The 17956-nt window shown below is 72.4% G+C and carries 13 protein-coding genes and 1 pseudogene; 9 read left to right on the top strand and 5 right to left on the bottom strand.

Annotated features, from left to right (window positions below; genetic code table 11):
* Positions 1-135: 135 nt before the first annotated feature.
* From alr to tsaE, 3 genes are all read left to right on the top strand, one after another.
* Positions 136-1263 (top strand): alanine racemase, encoded by a 1128-nt coding sequence (gene alr / locus ACWD12_RS02355; protein WP_450097973.1) that lies wholly within the window; start codon positions 136-138, stop codon positions 1261-1263.
* Positions 1260-2447 carry an alpha/beta fold hydrolase gene (locus ACWD12_RS02350; RefSeq protein WP_450097972.1) on the top strand — a complete coding sequence of 396 codons (1188 nt, stop codon included), beginning with the start codon at positions 1260-1262 and terminating at the stop codon, positions 2445-2447. The genes alr and ACWD12_RS02350 overlap by 4 nt, the downstream gene beginning before the upstream one ends.
* Before the next feature lie 190 nt (positions 2448-2637).
* Positions 2638-3225 carry a tRNA (adenosine(37)-N6)-threonylcarbamoyltransferase complex ATPase subunit type 1 TsaE gene (gene tsaE / locus ACWD12_RS02345; protein WP_450097971.1) on the top strand — a complete coding sequence of 196 codons (588 nt, stop codon included), beginning with the start codon at positions 2638-2640 and terminating at the stop codon, positions 3223-3225.
* A gap of 49 nt (positions 3226-3274) precedes the next feature.
* Here tsaE and ACWD12_RS02340 read toward each other — a convergent pair whose 3' ends face one another.
* Complete coding sequence (locus tag ACWD12_RS02340) at positions 3275-5689, bottom strand: transglycosylase domain-containing protein (protein WP_450097970.1); 2415 nt, start codon at positions 5687-5689, stop codon at positions 3275-3277.
* A 281-nt stretch (positions 5690-5970) separates the two neighbouring features.
* Positions 5971-6630 (bottom strand): hypothetical protein, encoded by a 660-nt coding sequence (locus ACWD12_RS02335; protein ID WP_358355198.1) that lies wholly within the window; start codon positions 6628-6630, stop codon positions 5971-5973.
* 287 nt (positions 6631-6917) lie between these two features.
* On the opposite strand from ACWD12_RS02335, the gene tsaB reads away from it, so the two are divergent.
* Positions 6918-7571: a tRNA (adenosine(37)-N6)-threonylcarbamoyltransferase complex dimerization subunit type 1 TsaB gene (gene tsaB / locus ACWD12_RS02330; protein WP_450097969.1), complete on the top strand. Its 654-nt coding sequence runs from the start codon at positions 6918-6920 to the stop codon at positions 7569-7571.
* Positions 7572-7724: 153 nt separating this feature from the next.
* On the opposite strand, the gene ACWD12_RS02325 is transcribed toward tsaB, so the two are convergent.
* Both ACWD12_RS02325 and ACWD12_RS02320 read right to left on the bottom strand, forming a co-directional pair.
* Positions 7725-8612, bottom strand: coding sequence for a hypothetical protein (locus ACWD12_RS02325; RefSeq protein WP_450097968.1), 888 nt, complete (start codon positions 8610-8612; stop codon positions 7725-7727).
* Complete coding sequence (locus tag ACWD12_RS02320) at positions 8609-9052, bottom strand: peptidase inhibitor family I36 protein (RefSeq protein WP_450097967.1); 444 nt, start codon at positions 9050-9052, stop codon at positions 8609-8611. Before ACWD12_RS02320 ends, ACWD12_RS02325 begins: the two co-directional genes overlap by 4 nt.
* A gap of 237 nt (positions 9053-9289) precedes the next feature.
* Here ACWD12_RS02320 and ACWD12_RS02315 point away from each other — a divergent pair, with 237 nt between their 5' ends.
* From ACWD12_RS02315 to ACWD12_RS02305, 3 genes are all read left to right on the top strand, one after another.
* A complete protein-coding gene (locus ACWD12_RS02315; protein ID WP_450097966.1) occupies positions 9290-10606 on the top strand; it encodes a peptidoglycan-binding protein in 1317 nt (438 codons plus the stop codon).
* 74 nt (positions 10607-10680) lie between these two features.
* Positions 10681-11412, top strand: coding sequence for an ABC transporter ATP-binding protein (locus tag ACWD12_RS02310; RefSeq protein ID WP_358355267.1), 732 nt, complete (start codon positions 10681-10683; stop codon positions 11410-11412).
* Between the two features lie 491 nt (positions 11413-11903).
* Complete coding sequence (locus ACWD12_RS02305) at positions 11904-13118, top strand: ABC transporter permease (protein ID WP_450098198.1); 1215 nt, start codon at positions 11904-11906, stop codon at positions 13116-13118.
* A gap of 141 nt (positions 13119-13259) precedes the next feature.
* Here ACWD12_RS02305 and ACWD12_RS02300 read toward each other — a convergent pair whose 3' ends face one another.
* A complete protein-coding gene (locus ACWD12_RS02300) occupies positions 13260-15758 on the bottom strand; it encodes an endonuclease/exonuclease/phosphatase family protein (RefSeq protein ID WP_450097965.1) in 2499 nt (832 codons plus the stop codon).
* A gap of 452 nt (positions 15759-16210) precedes the next feature.
* On the opposite strand from ACWD12_RS02300, the pseudogene rimI reads away from it, so the two are divergent.
* Both rimI and tsaD read left to right on the top strand, forming a co-directional pair.
* Positions 16211-16681: pseudogene (rimI, locus tag ACWD12_RS02295) on the top strand (ribosomal protein S18-alanine N-acetyltransferase); the annotation flags it as partial.
* A gap of 193 nt (positions 16682-16874) precedes the next feature.
* Positions 16875-17915, top strand: coding sequence for a tRNA (adenosine(37)-N6)-threonylcarbamoyltransferase complex transferase subunit TsaD (tsaD, locus tag ACWD12_RS02290; protein ID WP_450097964.1), 1041 nt, complete (start codon positions 16875-16877; stop codon positions 17913-17915).
* Positions 17916-17956: the final 41 nt, after the last annotated feature.

Below are 17956 nucleotides of genomic sequence, written 5' to 3'. Positions count from 1 at the left end.
GCTTCAACCGGTCGGTAGGCGGCCGCGTCCCCGCCAGCGTGATCTATCCGGGCCTGCCACACTGGGATACCGATCGCCGCCGGCATCGGGTGCCGATCAGCAGTCCGACCGCCGAACGAGGGGATCCACCGCCCTATGCGTGCCGAAGCCCGGATCGACCTCGACGCGCTCCGGCACAACGTCGCCGCGGTGCGCGACCGGGTCGGGTCGGCGCAGGTCATGGCCGTGGTGAAGGCCGATGCGTACGGCCACGGGATGGTCCAGTGCGCGCGCGCCGCCCGGCAGGCCGGGGCCGCGTGGCTCGGCACCGCGCTGCCGACCGAGGCGCTGGAGTTGCGCCGCACGGGTGACAACGGACGCGTGCTGAGCTGGCTGTGGGTGCCCGGCGACCCGTTCGCGGAGGCGATCGCGGCCGACGTCGACATCTCGGTGAGCGGCCTGTGGGCGCTGGCCGAGGTCGAAGAGGCGGCGCGGGCGACCGGGCGTACCGCGCGCGTCCACCTGAAGGCCGACACCGGCCTGGGCCGCAACGGATGCCAGCCGCACGACTGGGAGGCGCTGGTCGAGGCCGCCCTGAAGGCGCAGGCCGACGGACTCGTGCAGGTCGTGGGCCTGTGGTCGCACTTCGCCTGCGCGGACGAGCCCGGACACCCGTCGATCGCCCTCCAACTGGCGGCGTTCCGGGACGCCGTCGCGGTCGCCGAGCAGCGCGGGGTCACGCCCGAGGTGCGGCACATGGCCAACTCGCCGGCGACGCTGACGCTGCCCGAGTCGCACTTCGACCTGGTGCGCAGCGGGTTGGCGACGTACGGCGTCTCGCCCGTCCCCGACCTGCACAGCTCCGCGGACCTCGGCCTGCGCCCGGTGATGACGCTGGTGGCGTCGGTGGCGTCGGTCAAGCGCGTACCGGAAGGGCACGGCGTCAGCTACGGGCACACGTGGCACGCCGACCGCGACACCGCCCTCGCGCTGGTCCCGCTCGGGTACGCCGACGGCGTCCCGCGCCACGCGAGCAGCGCGGGTCCGGTGCTGGTCGGCGGCGCCCGGCGTACTCTCGTGGGCCGCGTCGCGATGGACCAGTTCGTGGTGGACCTCGGCGACGACGAGTCCGTCGCGCCGGGCGACGAGGTGGTGCTGTTCGGCCCCGGCGACGGGGGCGAACCGACGGCCGAGGACTGGGCGCAGGCGGCCGGGACCATCGCCTATGAGATCGTCACGCGGATCGGGTCGCGCGTGCCGCGGGTGTACCTGGGGGCCCGATGAGCGATCCGACGGGAGCGCTGGCCACCGAGGTGGCGGCGACAGTGGTGGGTGGCACGAGTGTCGGCAAGCGCGCCGGAATCCTCGGGGCCGCGGTCGGCGTGCTCGCGGTCGGCGCGGCGGCCGGGGTCGCCCTCGAACGCATGACCGTCGGCCGGGTGCGGCGTCGCGCCGAGGCCGAGATGGACGCGATCGCCGAGTACGGCACCCTGCGCGGCGCGCCGCACATCGTGACCGCGGCCGACGGCGTCGAGCTGTTCGCCGAGATCGACGAGGCGGCGGACGCGCCGCTGACCGTCGTGCTGTGTCACGGCTACACGCTCAACATGGACTGCTGGCACTTCCAGCGCGCCGAACTGCGGGGCGAGTACCGGCTCGTGCTGTTCGACCAGCGCAGCCACGGCCGGTCCGGCCGCGGGGCGCCCGAGACCTCGACCATCGACCAGCTCGGTGACGACTTGTACGCCGTCATCCAGGAACTCGCGCCGCGCGGCCCCCTCGTCCTGCTCGGCCATTCGATGGGCGGCATGACGATCATGGCGCTCGCCGACCGGCACCCCGAGCTGTTCGGCAAGCGCGTCGTCGGCGTGGGCCTGCTCAACACGTCGGCGGGCAAGTGGGCGACCGTCACCCTCGGCATCCCGGCGGCGGGCGCGCGGCTGGTGCACCGGATCGCCCCGGGGGTCATGCGTACGCTCGGCCGGCGCGCCGCGATCGTCGAGGCCGGCCGCCGTGCCGCGCGCGACCTGGTCTACATGTTCACCGAGCGGTACGCGTTCGACTCCGAGGTGGACCCGATCCTGGTGCGCTTCACCGACCGGATGATCTCGGCGACCCCGATCGACGTGATCGCCGAGTTCTTCCCGGCGTTCGAGACGCACGACAAGCTGGCGGCGCTGCCGGTCATCGACCGCGTGCCCACCGTCGTGGTGGGCGGGCAGGGCGACCTGATGACGCCCGCGTCGCACAGCGAGGCGATCCACGAGGCGCTGTCCGGTTCCGAGTTGGTCATCGTCCCGGAGTCCGGCCACTTGACCCCCCTTGAGCATCCGGAGGTGGTCAATGCGGCGCTGCGCGGGCTCCTCGCGCGTGCCGCGCGCGAACCGGCCCGGGGCGGCGGCGTGTCCGGTGGCTCACGGCGAAACGGATCGTTGGGCTCCGGCGCCGGACGTGACGCGGCGGGGTAGCGCGTCGTTGGGCGTAGGTTCGGGGTGGCGTCAATTGCCGGCGCGGCGAGCGGCGCGGCCGGGGCCGGTGTCGGACGTACCGCGGCGGTCGCCGGACTCAATCGGCGGCGGACGCGGCAGCCGAACGGGCACAACAGCGGGAACGGACACAGCGGGATCGGCGCAGCGCGGCGGCCGACCGGGTTTGGGGATGTCTTACGTGCAGGGGCAGGAAGCAGTGAGCGGGACGGTGCCTGAGGTCCGCGTGGTGGTGGCCACCGGCGAGGAGATGCGCGAGTTCGGAAGGCGCCTCGCGGGTGTGCTGCGTGGCGGCGACCTGCTCGTCCTGTCCGGCGGGTTGGGCGCGGGCAAGACCACCATGACGCAGGGCCTGGGCGCGGGTCTGGGAGTACGCGGGGCCGTGACGTCGCCGACGTTCGTGATCGCGCGCGTGCACCCGTCGCTGGTCGGCGGGCCCGCCCTGGTCCACGTCGACGCCTACCGCCTGGGCGCGACCGACGACGTCGCCGGCGAGGTCGACGACTTGGACCTGGACGCCTCGCTGGATGAGTCGGTCACGGTCGTGGAGTGGGGCGAGGGCAAGGTCGAGGACCTGACCGAAGACCGGCTCACGGTGGTCATCGAGCGAAGCGAAGGCACGGCCCCGGCCGAGGACGGCCCGCTCGACGCCGAAGGGGACTCGGGCGAGGCCGTGGGCGACGACCCCCGGGTGGTCACCGTGCGCGCCTCCGGCCCCCGCTGGGCAGCCGTCGACCTGACGACGGCACTCGCCCTGTAGCCGGTCGAAAGATCTGAAGGTGTCGGTCAGCTCGTGGCGCCCGTCTGCGTCAGGGGGCGGTGTCGGGGTTTGTGTCTTCGTCGCCGGTTGGGGGTGAGCCGGTGGAGCCGCCGGTGCTGCCGCCTGTGGAGCCGCCGCTTCCTCCGGTGCTGCCGCCTGTGCTGCCTCCGCTACCCCCGGTGCTGCCGCCTGTGGAGCCGCCGGTGCCTTCGCTGCTCGGCAGGCGCGATGTCGGCGGGCCGGAGCTGGACGAGCCGCCCGTGGCGGGCGGTGCGGACGACGTCGGCGGCCCGCTCGACGTCGCGGGTGGGGGAGTGGTCGTCCCCGGCGCCGTGCTGCCGGTGCTCGGCGGCCCGGACGACTCCGGCGGACCGCTGGTGGCCGGCGTCTGCCCGTCGTCCGAGTTGTCGTCGGCGGGGACCGGGAAGTTCACGACCGGCTGGCCCGCCATCGCGGAGCGCATGTACGTCGTCCACATCCGCGTCGGCAGATTGCCGCCGTCGACGCGCGCCAGGCCCGCCGTCCCGTACATGTCCTCGAAATCGTTGGTCGTCGGGTTCTGCCGGAACATGCCGATCGCCGTCGACAGTTGCGGCGTGTACCCCACGAACCAGGCCGACTTGTTGCTGTCCGTCGTGCCCGTCTTGCCCGCCGCCGGCCGGCCGAGCGCCTGCGCCCGCGTACCCGTCCCCGACTCGACGACGGACTGGAGCACCTGGTTGACGCTGTCGGCCTGTCCCTCGCTGTACACCTGCTCGTGGTCGTGGTCCGGCAGCCCCACGTCGTCCCCGTTGTGGGTCAACTGCTCGACCGAGTACGCGTCCACGTGCGAGCCGCGCCCCGCGAAACTCGCGTACGAGTCGGCCATGTCCAGCGCGCTCGGCGTAGCCGTCCCCAGCGCCAGCGACGGGTTGGGCTCCAGCCCCGGTGTGTCCGGACTCAGGCCACTGCGGATCGAGTCCTCGACCACCTTCTCGGGCCCGACGTCCATGCCGAGTTGCGCGTACACCGTGTTCGCGGACACGTCCATGGCCCGCGACAGCGTGATCATGCCGAAGTTGCGGTCGTCCTCGTTGCCCGGCTGCCACGGCTTGCCGCCCTCCATGACCGGCTTGCCGTTCGGGTAGGTGATGACCACGTCGTCGTCGCCGTCGTACCGCGTCTGCGGGGTGATCGGCACCCGCTTCTTGTTGTCCTGCACGCCGTCGCGCAGCCCGGCCGCCAGCACGTACGGCTTGAACGTCGACCCGACCTGCACGTCGCGCCGCGTCGCGCTGTTGACGTACTGCTTCACGTAGTCGGGGCCGCCGTAGATCGCCACGATGCGACCGGTGGCCACGTCGACCGACGCCCCGCCGACGCGCACGCCCACGTCCTTGGCCCGCGTCGCCGGGTCGAGGTTGTCCTTGAGGGTGTTCTGCACGGTGTCGTACATGGCCCGGGTTTTGGCCTTGTCGAAGGTCGTGCGGATCGTGTAGCCGCCCGCCGCGAGTTCCTGCTCGTCGACGACGTCGTTGTCCAGCAGGTACTGCTTTGCGGTCTCGACGAGGTAGCCGTTCATGCCCTCCAGGCCCGGCTGCGTCTTGGGGTCGAGCGGCTCGGGGAACACCGTCGCGGCGCGCTGCTCGGGGGTGAGCCACTTGGACTTCACCATGCCGTCGAGCACGTAGTTCCAGCGCGCGACGGCGTTGGCCCGCCCGCGCTCGGTGGTGTTCTTGACGTCGTACACGCCGGGGGCGTTGATCAGCACGGCGAGGTACGCGCCCTGCTCGACCGTCAGCTGCGACGCGTTCACGCCGTAGTACGCCTGCGCCGCCGCCTGGATGCCGTACGCCCCGCGCCCGAAGTAGACCGTGTTCAGGTAGCCCTCGAGGATGTCGTCCTTGGACTCCTCGCGGTCCATCTTGACCGCGATGATCGCCTCCTTGAACTTCCGGGAGACGGTCTGCTCCTGCGTCAGGTACAGGTTCTTGACGTACTGCTGGGTGATCGTCGAACCGCCCTGCAACGACGATCCGCCGCTGGTCACCGACTTGAGCAGGCCGCGCACCGTGCCGGTGAGGGAAATGCCGGAGTCGGTGTAGAAGCTGCGGTTCTCGGCGGCGAGGAACGCCTCCTGCACCTGCTTGGGCACGTCCGACAGCGGCACGTTCTGCCGGTTGGTCGCGCCGGTCCGGACGATCTCGCTGCCGTCGCTCCACTGCCAGATGTTGCTCTGCTTGGTGGCGTCGGCGTTCGCGTGCGAGGGGATCGGGGTGATCGCGTAGACGACGCCCACCCCGAGGAAGAGGAGACCCAGGACGAACAGGAACGCCGTCGCGAAGTGCTTGACGGAGGGGATCCAGCGGCGTACCCCGGACTTGTCCGAGCGCGGGTAGTCGATGAAGCGGCGGCGGCGCGGGGCGGTGACGGCGGGTGCGGAGGGCGGGCCGCCGGCGGGCGCGCCGGGACCCTGGTTGTGCATCGCCACTCCGTCACCACTTCCGCCGTACCGACCAACCTGCCGTCAACCTGATGGCGATGGTATGTCGACAAATCGGAAAAAGTGATGTTGTGGTGGTGCGAACACGCGTGCCGAGATGCCGTACGGCCAGGTCACTGGGCCGTACGGGGCATCCCGGCGAGAGCTACTTCACACGCCGCCCGCGCCCACACGCGGCCCCGGCCCACGCATCGACCCACGCACCGACCAGGCCGCGGCCGGTCTGCCGAGCCGACGTGCTGACGTGCTGAAGAGCCCCGACGTCAGGCCACGACGACCACAAGCGTGCCGATGTCCACGAACTCGAACAGCGCCTTGCCGTCCCCCGGCGTCTCGCGCACACCCGCGTTCTTCGGCCGGGTCGTCGCCGTCGGGCTCTTGGTCGCGGTCGCCCGACCGGTCGGCTTGCGCGTCGTCGTGGGCGACGGGCTCGTCGCCGGTACGTTCCCCGCCGCGACCTGCTCCAACGGCGTGTCGGTCGCGCTGAAGCCGAGCGTCATCCCGTTGAAGGTCCCTATGACCACCGTGTTCTCGATCCGCAGGCCGTCGCCGCCGCGCTGCGGCCCCACGGTCTTGCCCTTGACCCGGTACTCGTCGGCCGGCGTCAGCACGCTGCCCGCCACCACCGAGTACGTGCGCAGCACCTCTTCCTTGCTGTTCACCACGTCGATCAGCCAGACGCGGTTCTGACCGACCGAGTACACGACGCGCTTGCCGGTCCCCGAGTTCGCCGGGACCGCCGGTGGGGCCGTCGCCTGGGGCGGGGCCTGCGTCGCACCCGGCGACGCGATCGGCGTGCTCGAACTCGTCACGTCCGCCTTGCGGTCCTTCGGTGAGGTGTCCGCGGCCTTCCAGGCCAGCGCCCCCACGCCGACCAGCGCCACGAGCGTGATGCCCGCGACCGTCGTCCCCGGATTCGCCATGACTTCGCCTCTCGCCCGACCGCTCTACCCACCCGAAACCCGCCCGAACAGCTGGGGCACAGCGCGCCGTACGACCTGCCGCACCGTCCGCGGCACCGGCCGCCGCACCGGCCGCAAGACCGGTCCGACCGGCCGCATGACCCGCGGCGCCACCCACGGCGTCACGCACCGCGCGGCCTCGCGCACACTCGGCGGCGCGTTACCCCACGGCACACATCGTGCCAGCACCGCGGCCCGGTCCGTGCGACGCGGTCCGCCGCGCCACGCCGTCGGGATAGCCTTGGGCGGTGCTGCTGCTCGCTTTCGACACCGCCACCCCTGCCGTGACCGTCGCTCTCCACGACGGGTCCCAGGTCGTATCCGGTTGCACGCAGATCGACGCGCGACGCCACGGCGAGCTCCTGGTCCCCGGCATCGTGGCGGCCCTCGCCGATGCCGGCCGCGGTCGCGCGGAGCTGACCGACATCGTCGTGGGCGTCGGTCCCGGTCCGTACACCGGCCTGCGCGTCGGCCTGATGACCGCCCGCGCCCTGGGCGACGCCCTCGGCATTCCCGTGCACGGCATCTGCACGCTGGACGCGCTGGCCTACGCCACCGGCCGCGAGGCGCCGTTCGTCGCCGCGACCGACGCCCGCCGCAAAGAGGTCTACTGGGCGCGGTACGCGGACGCCCGCACGCGCCTCGAAGGCCCGTCCGTGGACCGGGCCGCGGACATCGCCGCCTCGGTCGAGGGCCTCCCCGCGGTCGGGGCGGGCGCCGCGCTGTACGCCGACGCGTTCACCTCCGTCGGCGGCCCCGAGCACGTGGACGCGGCCGCGCTGGCTCGGCTCGCCGTGGAACGCCTCAAGGACGGCGGCGAACTGCTCGCCCCCGAACCGCTGTACCTGCGCCGCCCGGATGCCAAGGTCCCCGCCAACTACAAGCCGGTGACACCGTCCTGACCCGGTGAACGGGGCCGCGGGCACGCTCGGGCCCGAACGGTGAACGGCCCCACAACGCACGGCCGCCGTGGGGCGTCTCTCGAATCGGGGCCGGACGCGCGGAGGGCCGCGTCCCCGGGGGTTACCCGGAAACGCGGCGTCAGGTCCGCCCGGTCAGGCTTGGGCGGTGATCTCCTCCGCCACCCGCATGCTGGTGTCGATGGCCTTGCGAACCTCTTCGAGCTTCTCGAAGTTCGCCTCGATCTCCCGCTTCTGATAGGCGGATTCGACCGCGAACCAGATACCCGCCACGTTGTTCGCGACCATGCACTCGGTGTCCGCGACCGCAGTGGCGACCTCCTCGGGACTCGCCGTCTCCGCCGCCTCCCAGCGGGGGTCGTCGGAGGCGTCGAGAGGCGTGGCGTAGGCGTAGCCGCGTTCCTGCATGCAGCGGGACCACAGCGTGAACGCGTCCTTCATGCGCGGGTCTTCGAGGGACCGCTGCATGCCGCCCTTGTTGATGTCGACGACAAGGGCAGGGTCTTGGATGATGACGCCGCGCTCGGCGAGCTTGGCGTCCACCTCGGCGAAGCAGCCGCCGTTGCCGTCCGTGCCTTGCAGGGCCTGTGCTTCGGCCGCCGTCGGCTCGGGCGGGGGAGCCTGCTCCGCCGCCGAGAGCGGGGGCGAGTGGTAGCCGTAGCTCGCCGCCGCTCTGGCGTCGATGAGATACCGCATCTCGGACTGGGACTTGGTGAAGTCCGCGGACGAGGTGCCCCCGGAAGAGGCGCCGAGGTCGAAGGAGAAGTCGAACCCCTGGCGCGTCATGCATTGCTCGACCATGCGCTCGCGCGCCCCGAGGATCTTGGCCGACTGGTCCGGCTGGAGCATGTACGTCTCCAGCGGCAGCGCCTGTCCCTCCATGCTCGCCAGTTGCGGAATGCTGCCGACCGCCGGCGGGGCGGCCGCGGAGTCGGCCTTATCGTCCGACGAGCAGGCCACTGCCGCGACGGCCACTCCGAGGGCGACGGCGACCTGCCGAACGACGCGCGACTTCCGTGTCACCGCCTGGCCTCAGGGTCCCCGCCGGGGCCGCCGTGCTTGTTGTAGAGGTACTGCGCGGCGTTCTCGTTCTTCATCGAGGGCTTGAGGTTGGCCTTGGCGACGGGCGGAAGGTCCTGGCACGCGGTCCGGCACTGGGAGCCGGTCGAGTTGTACGTGATGCGTGCGGTCAGGCGGACGTTCATGTTGTGCACGGACGCGGCGTTGTTCTTGACCGCCTGCCCGGCTCCATTGCCGCCGGCGAACTTCAGACCGTTGTAGGAACGGGTCTCCGACAGGCCGTACTTCGCGCCCTTGAAGTCGGAGTTGTAGTACAGGCAGACGTCCACGCCCCTCTTGCAGGTGCCCGGGCCCGCAGACGCCGGGGTCGCGGTGAGGACGATAGAGCCGAGTACGGCCGCGCCCCCCAGTGCCAATGCGGTGAACTTTCGGTTGCGCGACATCACAAATTTCCCCCATACGGGATTGCCGGCGGAAGTTCGGAATGGCGCAGGGCGCGCCGACGGTGAGGCTGGCACGGTGATTTCCGGAGCGTCAACGCCAGTATCCACAACGCGCGTTCGTGCCGCGCGACGCCGTCGCACCTGGCAATCTGATCCGGCACTCGCTCGAAGACGACCCGAGTACCGGGTGATTCCGTCGGGGTTCCCCGCCACGGAACGGGGACCGGAGGCTAGAGGATGCGCCACAACGAGGGCCCGGCGTTCAGGCTGACCAACGCGGAGGACGCGTACGCGGCCGAGGGGTTCGTCGACAGGCGACGCCGAATGCTCGTCATCACCGTGGTGACCGCACTGGTTGTGGCGCTGGGCGGTCTCGGCGCGGCGCAGTTCGTCAAATCGCCTGGTGAGCACGCCGCGGAGGCCGACGCCCCGCCGCACTCCCTCATCACCGCGGAAGTCGAATCCCGGCGGCTGGTGGACACCGTCGTGCTGCGCGGCCGGGTCACCGCGGCGCAATCCGTGGACGTGACCGCGCAGGGTGCCGGGAAAAGCCTGGAGGATTCCGGCGGTTCGGCCGTCGTAACCGCTGTGCGGGTGAAAACCGGTGACGCGCTCGCGGCCGGGCAGGTGCTCGTGGAGATTTCCGGAAGGCCGGTATTTGTGTTGCCGGGCGCCGTTCCGGCGTACCGCGATTTGAAACCCGGTGCGGAGGGCAAGGACGTCGCCCAATTGCAGCAGGCGCTTTCCGCGGTCGGACTCAATACCGGTGCGGATCGCAGCGGTTCCTACGGCGTCGGAACCCGCGACGCGGTGGCCGCGCTATATCAGCGGATCGGATACTCCGCACCGCAGGCCCAAGGCTCCGACGACGGCAAGACGGAGACGCCCCCGGACCCCGCGAAGTCCGGTGCCATGGTGCCCGCTTCCGAGGTGGTGTTCCTCGGCGCGTTCCCCGGTCGCGTGGACTCGGTCAACGCCCAGGTCGGCAAGCCGGCGGCGGAGAAGGTGCTCGGCATCTCATCCGGCGCCCTGGTGATCCGAGGCGCCCTGGCCCCGCACGAAAAGGGCCTGGTCCGCCCCGACATGCAGGTCAAGGTGTTGTCCGAGGTGACCGGGCTCGAAGCGGCCGCGAAGGTCACCTCGGTCGCGGACGCCCCGTCCGACCCAAATGCGGCGAACGGCGACGGTGGTGAGGCCAAGTCCGGCTCCGGTGCCCGCACGTACGAGATGGTGGCGACTCCTACGCAGCCCCTGAACGCGAAACTCGCCGGACAGGACGTGCGGCTGACCGTCGAGGCGGCCGCGTCGGCGGGACCGGTGCTCGTGGTGCCGCTGTCCGCGGTGTCGGCCGGTGCCGACGGCCGCACGGTGGTGACGGTGGTCGAGCCGAACGGCGCCAAGCGCCGTGTCGAGGTCCGGCCGGGGACGACCGGCGACGGGTACGTCCAGGTGACGCCGGTCGCGAACGCCCGACTCGGGGCGGGAGAGCGCGTGATGATCGGCGTGGCGGGCGGTCCGGCCGGTGCGGCGGCCACGGCGGGGGCGGACAAGTGACGTACGGGACGGCCGCGGGCGGGCCGGACGCCGGCGAAATCGCCGCCGGACGTACCGTCGGCGTCGCCGCCGGCATCGCTACCGACACCGTCGTCGGCGCCGCCGATGCCCGCGAGGTCCCGGTGATCGAGTTCGACGGCGTCTCGCTCACCTACCCCGGCCCGCCCGAGGTGCAGGCGCTGCGGCGGACCGACCTGCGCGTCTTCCGCGGCGAGTACATGACCATCGTCGGTCCGTCCGGTTCCGGCAAGTCCACGTTCCTGAACGTCGCCGGCCTGCTGGACCGCCCGACGGGTGGCCGCTACCTCCTCGACGGCGTCGACACCGGAGAGCTGCCGGAGAGCCGCCGCGCCGCACTGCGGGGGGCGCGGATCGGGTTCGTGTTCCAGTCGTTCCACCTGCTGCCGCACCGCAGCGCGATCGAGAACGTCGAGCTGTCGATGGTCTACCAGGGGATCCCGCGCGCGGAACGCCTCGCGCGCGCCCACCGGGCCCTGGTCATGGTCGGTCTGCGGCACCGCGTGCGGGCACTGCCCTCGACCATGTCGGGCGGCGAGCGGCAGCGCGTGGCCATCGCGCGTGCGCTGGCCGGCCGGCCGGCGCTGATGCTGTGCGACGAGCCCACCGGAAACCTCGACTCCACGACGGCGGAGGACATCTTGGTCCTGCTCGACTACCTGAACAGCGCGGGCATGACCATCATGCTGATCACCCACGATCCGTCGGTCGCCGCCCGGGGTACGCGTACGGTCGCCATCCGCGACGGCCTGCTGACCGAGCAGGCGCGGCCGTGGGCACCCGCGTGAGGCCGTCGTCCTCGCGCAACCCCTGGCTCGACCTCGACCGCGGGCCCGCCGGGGAGGCCCTGGCACGGGCGTCGACCGGGCCTCCGCCCGCGGCAACCCCAACCACCGCGCCCGCAACCGCCGCACCTACGCATGCTGCACATCTGCATGCTGGACCTCCGCCCGCCGCGCCGACGACCCCGCCGCAGTCGGCTCCGGCGGAACCAGCTCCGGTACGACCGGCTCAAACGCAACCGGCTCAAACGCAACCGGCTCCGGCGCGCGAGCCGGTGACACCGACATGGTCGCCTGCCCGCGCCGTGCCGCCGCCCCAGCCCGCCGTACCGCCCCGCCCGGTGGGCCCGCCGCGTACGCCCGTGGTACCGGCGGCAGTTGCCCCCACAGCGCCCGTCTCCCCGCCTGCCGTCGAGCCGGCCACCCCGCCCGCCGTCGCACCGACCGCCGCGCGTACCGCCGCATCCGACCGGAAGCGTCCGGCAGCCGAACAGGACCTGCCGCGCTCCCGGTTCGCGTGGCGGGACCTGGTGGCGCAGGCGCTGGCCGGGATGTTGCAGCGCCCGGCCCGCTCGATGCTCACCGCGCTGGGGACCGTCCTCGGCGTCGGCACTTTCGTGGCCGTGCTCGGCATCACCGCCACCGCAAGCGGCCAAATCGGGGACAGATTCAACAAGTTCACCGCGACAGAGGTCACCGTCGAGGACACCGGCGGCGAGGACAGCGAACACGTGCCGGTGGCGCTGCCACCCGACGCCGACGCGCGCGTCGGCGCGTTGAACGGGGTCACCGCCGCCGGGACGTATTGGGACGTCCGGCTGTCCGCGGGCGGAGGGGTCCGCGCCGCCCCGGTCGGCGGCGACCGGCAGAGCCAGGCCACTCCGGTCCTCGCCGCGTCGGCGGGAGTGCTTCGGGCGGCCGGCGCGACCTTTGCACAGGGCCGTTCGTGGGACGCCTTCCACGACGGCCGTGCGGAGCTGGTGGCGGTCGTCGGACCCGGCGTCGCGGCCCGGTTCGGCATCAGCACGTTGGAGACGCTGCCGGCGGTCTTCATCGACGACATCCCGTTCACCGTCGTCGGCATCCTCGCGGACACCGAGCGCAAGCCCGACCTGCTGATGTCGGTCGTGGTGCCGCACACGGCCGCGGAGGCGATCTGGGGACCGCCCGACCCCGGCGCGCGGGCGGCGATGCTTGTCTCGACGGAGATGGGTGCCGCCCGGCAGGTCGCCCAGGAGGCGCCGTACGCCCTGCGGCCGGACCACCCCGACTACTTCAAGACCGTCGCGCCGCCGGACCCGCGGTCGCTTCGCGAGAACGTCACGTCCGACCTGGACACGCTCTTCCTGCTGCTCGCCGGGATCTGCCTGGTGATCGGTGCCGTCGGGATCGCCAACACCACGCTGGTCGCGGTGATGGAGCGCACCGCCGAGATCGGCCTGCGCCGCGCACTGGGTGCGCGTGGCCACCACGTCGCGGGGCAGTTCATCGCCGAGTCCTCGACCCTGGGGGTGGTGGGCGGTCTGATCGGCACCAGCCTCGGCACCGCGACGGTCGTGGCCACGGCCGCCGCCCGCGACTGGACGCCGATCGTCCACCCGCTCCTGGTGTTGGCGGCCCCGTTCGTCGGGCTGGTCACCGGTTTGGTAGCGGGGCTGTACCCGTCCTGGCGCGCGGCGCGGATCGAGCCGGTCGAGGCACTGCGGCGCTGACCGGCGGCGGGCGGCAGGCGGTGCCGGACCGTACGGCGGCCGTACTTCAGCCGTACGCCGGCACCGCGAGGCCACCAACGCACAAGGCCGCGGCCCCGGGCGTGACGCCCCCGAGGCCGCGGCCCTCCGTACGTTCGCGTGCTACTGCCGGTCGAGCCAGGGCTCCAGCAACTGGTCGAGCCAGTCCAGGAGATCGCTGCCGGTACTCGGCCTGACCCGCAGCACCTGCGGGTCGTGGTCGCTCGCCTGGTCCGCGAACTCCGCGTTGACGTGCACGATGTCGTACTCGAAGCGGGTCAGCCGCGGGCTGGTCAGGATGTGGTCGAGCATCTGGCTGTTGCCGTTGAAGACGTACCCGTACTGCTCGTTCGCGGGCAGGGTCTCGACCAGCGCCTTCAGCGAGCCGTCGGCGGTGAGCGTCTTGAGGGTCGGCGAGAAGGCGAAGTCGTTCAGGTCGCCGAGCACGACCACGTTGGCGCGCGGGTCGGCGGTGAGGATGTCGCCCACGAACCCGTGCAGTACGGCCGCCTGCTTGAGGCGCTGGACCTCGGACGTCCGGTTCGGCGGCTGCGTGCGGCTGTCGAGGACCTGGTCGCCGCCCTTGGACGCGAAGTGGTTCGCGATGACGAACACCGTGCGCCCGCGGAAGCGGAACTCGGCGGCGAGCGGCTTGCGGCTGTTGGTCCAGGCCTCGTCCGCGGGGGCGACGCGGCCCGGGGACAACGTCAGTTGCGCCTGGCCGAGCCACGTCTTGCGGACGCCGACCGGCGTGGTCGCGTCGCCGCCCGCGCGGTCGACGAACTGGACGCGTGCCGGGTCGAACAGGAAGGCGTTGCGGATGTTGCCGCCGGGCTGGCCGCCGTCCGTGCCGTCCTGCGGGTCGATCGTGCGCCACTGGTAGCGCGGGCCGCCGGCCGTGACGATCGCGTCCACGAGCTTGGCGAGCGTCTGGTCGGAGGCCACTGTGCCGTCGTTCGCGGGGCCGCTGTTGTCCTGGATCTCCTCCAGGGCCACGATGTCCGGCGTGGCCAGGCTGGTGACGATGCCGCGCGCGAGCCGGTCGAACTTGGCCTGGTCGTCGACCGGCGACAGGTTCTCGACGTTGTAGGTCGCGACCGCGAGTTCGGTGTTCTTCTGGTCCCGCGTCGTCTCGGGCGTGCGGCCGGACGAGGTGAGCGTGCCCAGGGTGGTGGCGGCGACGCCGTACCCGCCGAAGCCGTCGTACGTCATCGGCCCGGCCGTCGGGCCGGTGAGCGTGTCGCCGACGTCGGCCTTGGGGAACGGGCGTTCGGCGAACGGGATCAGCGAGGTGACCTTGACCCGGCCGCCGTTCTGCGCGGCGTACGAGCCGTAGAGCGTCCCGCCGGTCGCCGTCGGGTTCTGCGCCGGTTCGACCGTCACCCACAGCTCGTTGAAGGAGGTGGTGGCGCCGACCACACGGGTGTCGGCCACCTGTACGCGCTGGCTCTCGACCGACTCGTACAGGTCGAGGGCGTACGCGCCGGGCTGCAGCGGCTGCGTCTCCAGGTTGCCGTCCGCGGTGTACGCGTCGGGCACCGTCGCGGCGTCGAGCACGACCGCCGCCGGGACGGCGTTGCCGGACGACGTGACCGTCCAGGTGGCACCGGTGAGTTCGGTCAGCGACTGGCCGTTGGCGTCCGCGTTGCCGGGGTAGAACTCCTCGACCTTGCCGCTCACGGTCACCGCGTCGCCGACCGCGACGCCCTGCGGCGTGGCCGATCCGGTGAAGACGAACATGCCCTCGGAGGTACGCGGGTCGGCGTCGGGCTGCGTGTCCTGGAACCAGAAGCCGCGCGCGGAGCCGAAGGGGCGGATCGCGGTGACCACGCCGGGAACGGCCGACACCTGCCGGCCGTTCTTGGGCGACACACGCCCGGTTCCCTGGATCTCGTGGATACGCGCGGCCGCTCCCGGATCGGTGCCGGGGTCGCGCGGGCCCTCGCCGCGCGAGTTGAGGGGTGTCGGCGCGCCGGACGCGAAGTCGGCGGCGTTGTCGTCGGTGTCGGCGAGTGCCGTACCGCGCGCCACGCCCGCGGTGTTGGACGCGCCGGTGACGGGGGAGCCCTCGCGGACCGCGGCGCTGCCGTAGCCGACGAGGTCCCGGATCCGGGCGTCCGCGGCGCAGTCGGCCGCGGTCAGGCAGGTCAACGCCTCGGTCGAATCGACCAGCGCGATCGTGCCGCCCGTCGCGGACATGGCGATGGTGCCGGTGGCGTCGGGGGCGGGCAGCGCCAGCGTGCCGCCGGTGCCCTTGGCCTCGGCCACGATGTAGCGGCCGTTCGGGGTGAGGCTCCCGGTCAGCACGCTCACCTGCCAGCGGCTGGTGGGGCCAGGGGCGGCGGGCAGGTACTGGACCGACCATCCGGCGAGGGAGACGGCGTCGCCGCTCCGGTTGCCGAGTTCGACGAAGTCCTGCTGGAGCGTGGCGCCGGCGTTGCCTCCGCCGCCGTACACCTCGGCGATCACCGCACTCGGCGAGGGGGCTGCCGCGGCCGTCGCGGGCGCGAGCAGCGCGGGTGTCGCGGCCACCGCGGCGGCGACGGTTGCCGCGACGGCGCCGGACGTACGCCGTCCCCGCCGTGTGCGTGGCGGCAGCGGCGACAACTGACGTGGTGTCACCCGAGTCCTCCTGGTGTGAACGTGTGTATGGGCCGGGCCGAACGGGTCGTGCGCGCTGATGCCTGCATCTTGTGGAGCCGGGTCTCGCGGAGCTGCGTCTGGTGGAGCTGGGTCTCGCGGAACTCCGTCTTGTGGAACCACGTCGTGTGGAACTGCTTCCGGCGGGCTTGCATGTCGTGGGCCGGTGTCCGGTCGTGTGGCGAATCCTGCGGACTGCCGGTGAACGCCGCCCGTCGTGCGGGCGACCTGCGGTGCGTGGGCGGCGGAACAACGTGCGGCGGTCGGTCGGCGAACCTGGAGCCGTCCCGGGCGCCGGGTCGGCCGCATTCTGCGCGCGTAGAACCGTTGCGCAGACAGTAGGGCGTCGGCGGTGCCCGGCGGAAGTAGCGCCGGGCACGCGGTCGATGCGGTGCAATCCGGGCGCTTCCGGCGGATGGCCATAGACTCGCGTCATGACGACCGCCCCGACGGTTCGCGCACTGCGCTGGTGGGACATCGAGCAACTGCTCGCGCTGGAACACGACCTGTTCGCCGAGGACGCCTGGTCGCCGGGCATGTTCTGGTCCGAGCTCGCCGACCCGGAGACGCGCCACTACGTCGTCGCGGAGGACGCCTCGGGCGCCATCGCCGGATACGCGGGGCTGGCCTGCGCCGGCGGCGAGGGCGACGTGCAGACCATCGGCGTACGCCGCGACCAGTGGGGCACCGGGCTCGGCGCCACCCTGCTCGCCGACCTGCTGGACGAGGCCCGGCGGCGCGGCTGCCACCACGTCCTTCTGGAGGTGCGCGTCGACAACACGCGGGCGCAACGGCTGTACGAGCGCTTCGGGTTCGTTCCGCTGGGCGTACGCCGCGGCTACTACCAGCCCGCCAACGTCGACGCCCTCGTGATGCGCTGCGACATCACCCGCGACGGTTCCGCGGCCCGGCACGCGAGCAACGCGCGACACGCCGCCGCACCGCATGCCGTCGATGCAGCGCACGGTTCCGGCACACCGCATGCGGTCGACGTACCGCACGATTCCGAGGCATTGAACGCCGCCGACCCGCCGGACAGCTCCGGCGTACGGCACGCCTCGAACGGCGGCGGCCCGGTACCCGAGGAGGCCGGCGACCGTGGCCGCTGACGAGCCGCTCGTCCTGGGCATCGAAACCTCGTGCGACGAGACCGGTATCGGTATCGTCCGCGGCACCACGCTCCTGGCCGACGCGGTGGCGTCGAGCGTCGACGAACACGCCCGCTACGGCGGTGTCGTCCCCGAAGTCGCCAGCCGCGCCCACCTGGAGGCGATGGTCCCGACCGTGCACCGCGCGCTCAAGGACGCGGGCGTCGCGATGTCCGACATCGACGCGATCGCGGTCACCTCGGGTCCCGGCCTCGCGGGCGCGCTGCTCGTCGGCGTCGCGGCGGCCAAGGGCTACGCGATGGCGCTCGACAAGCCGGTGTACGGCGTCAACCACCTCGCCGCCCATGTGTGTGTGGACCAGCTCGAACACGGCCGACTTCCGGAGCCGTGCATGGCTCTGCTGGTCTCCGGCGGGCACTCGTCGCTGCTGCTCGTACCCGATGTGACCAGCGACGTACGGCCGTTGGGGGCGACGATCGACGACGCGGCCGGCGAGGCGTTCGACAAGGTCGCCCGCGTGCTGGGGCTCGGGTTCCCGGGCGGGCCGCTGATCGACCGGCGGGCGCGCGAGGGCGACCCGGATGCGATCGCGTTCCCGCGCGGGCTGTCGGGGCCGCGCGATGCCGCGTACGACTTTTCCTTCTCCGGCCTGAAGACGGCGGTCGCGCGCTGGGTCGAGGCGCGCGGGCGCGACGGCAAGCCGGTGCCGGTCGCGGACGTCGCCGCGTCGTTCCAGGAGGCCGTGGTGGACGTCTTGACCCGCAAGGCGATTCGCGCGTGCCGGGAGAACGACGTCGACCACCTGCTGGTCGGCGGCGGTGTCGCGGCCAACTCGCGGCTGCGGGCCATGGCCGCCGAGCGCTGTGCGACCGCCGGCATCACGCTGCGCGTGCCACGCCCGGGGCTGTGCACGGACAACGGCGCGATGGTCGCCGCCTTGGGCGCGGAGATGGTACGCCGCGACCGGGCTCCGTCGACGCTCGGCATCCCGGCGGATTCGTCGATGCCGGTCACGGTGACGCAGGCGTAGGGCACGGGCGGGTGTGTGCCCGGGTGAACGTACCGACGGGG

Source organism: Streptodolium elevatio (assembly GCF_053592165.1).
This window is presented reverse-complemented; position numbering and strand designations above follow the sequence as displayed.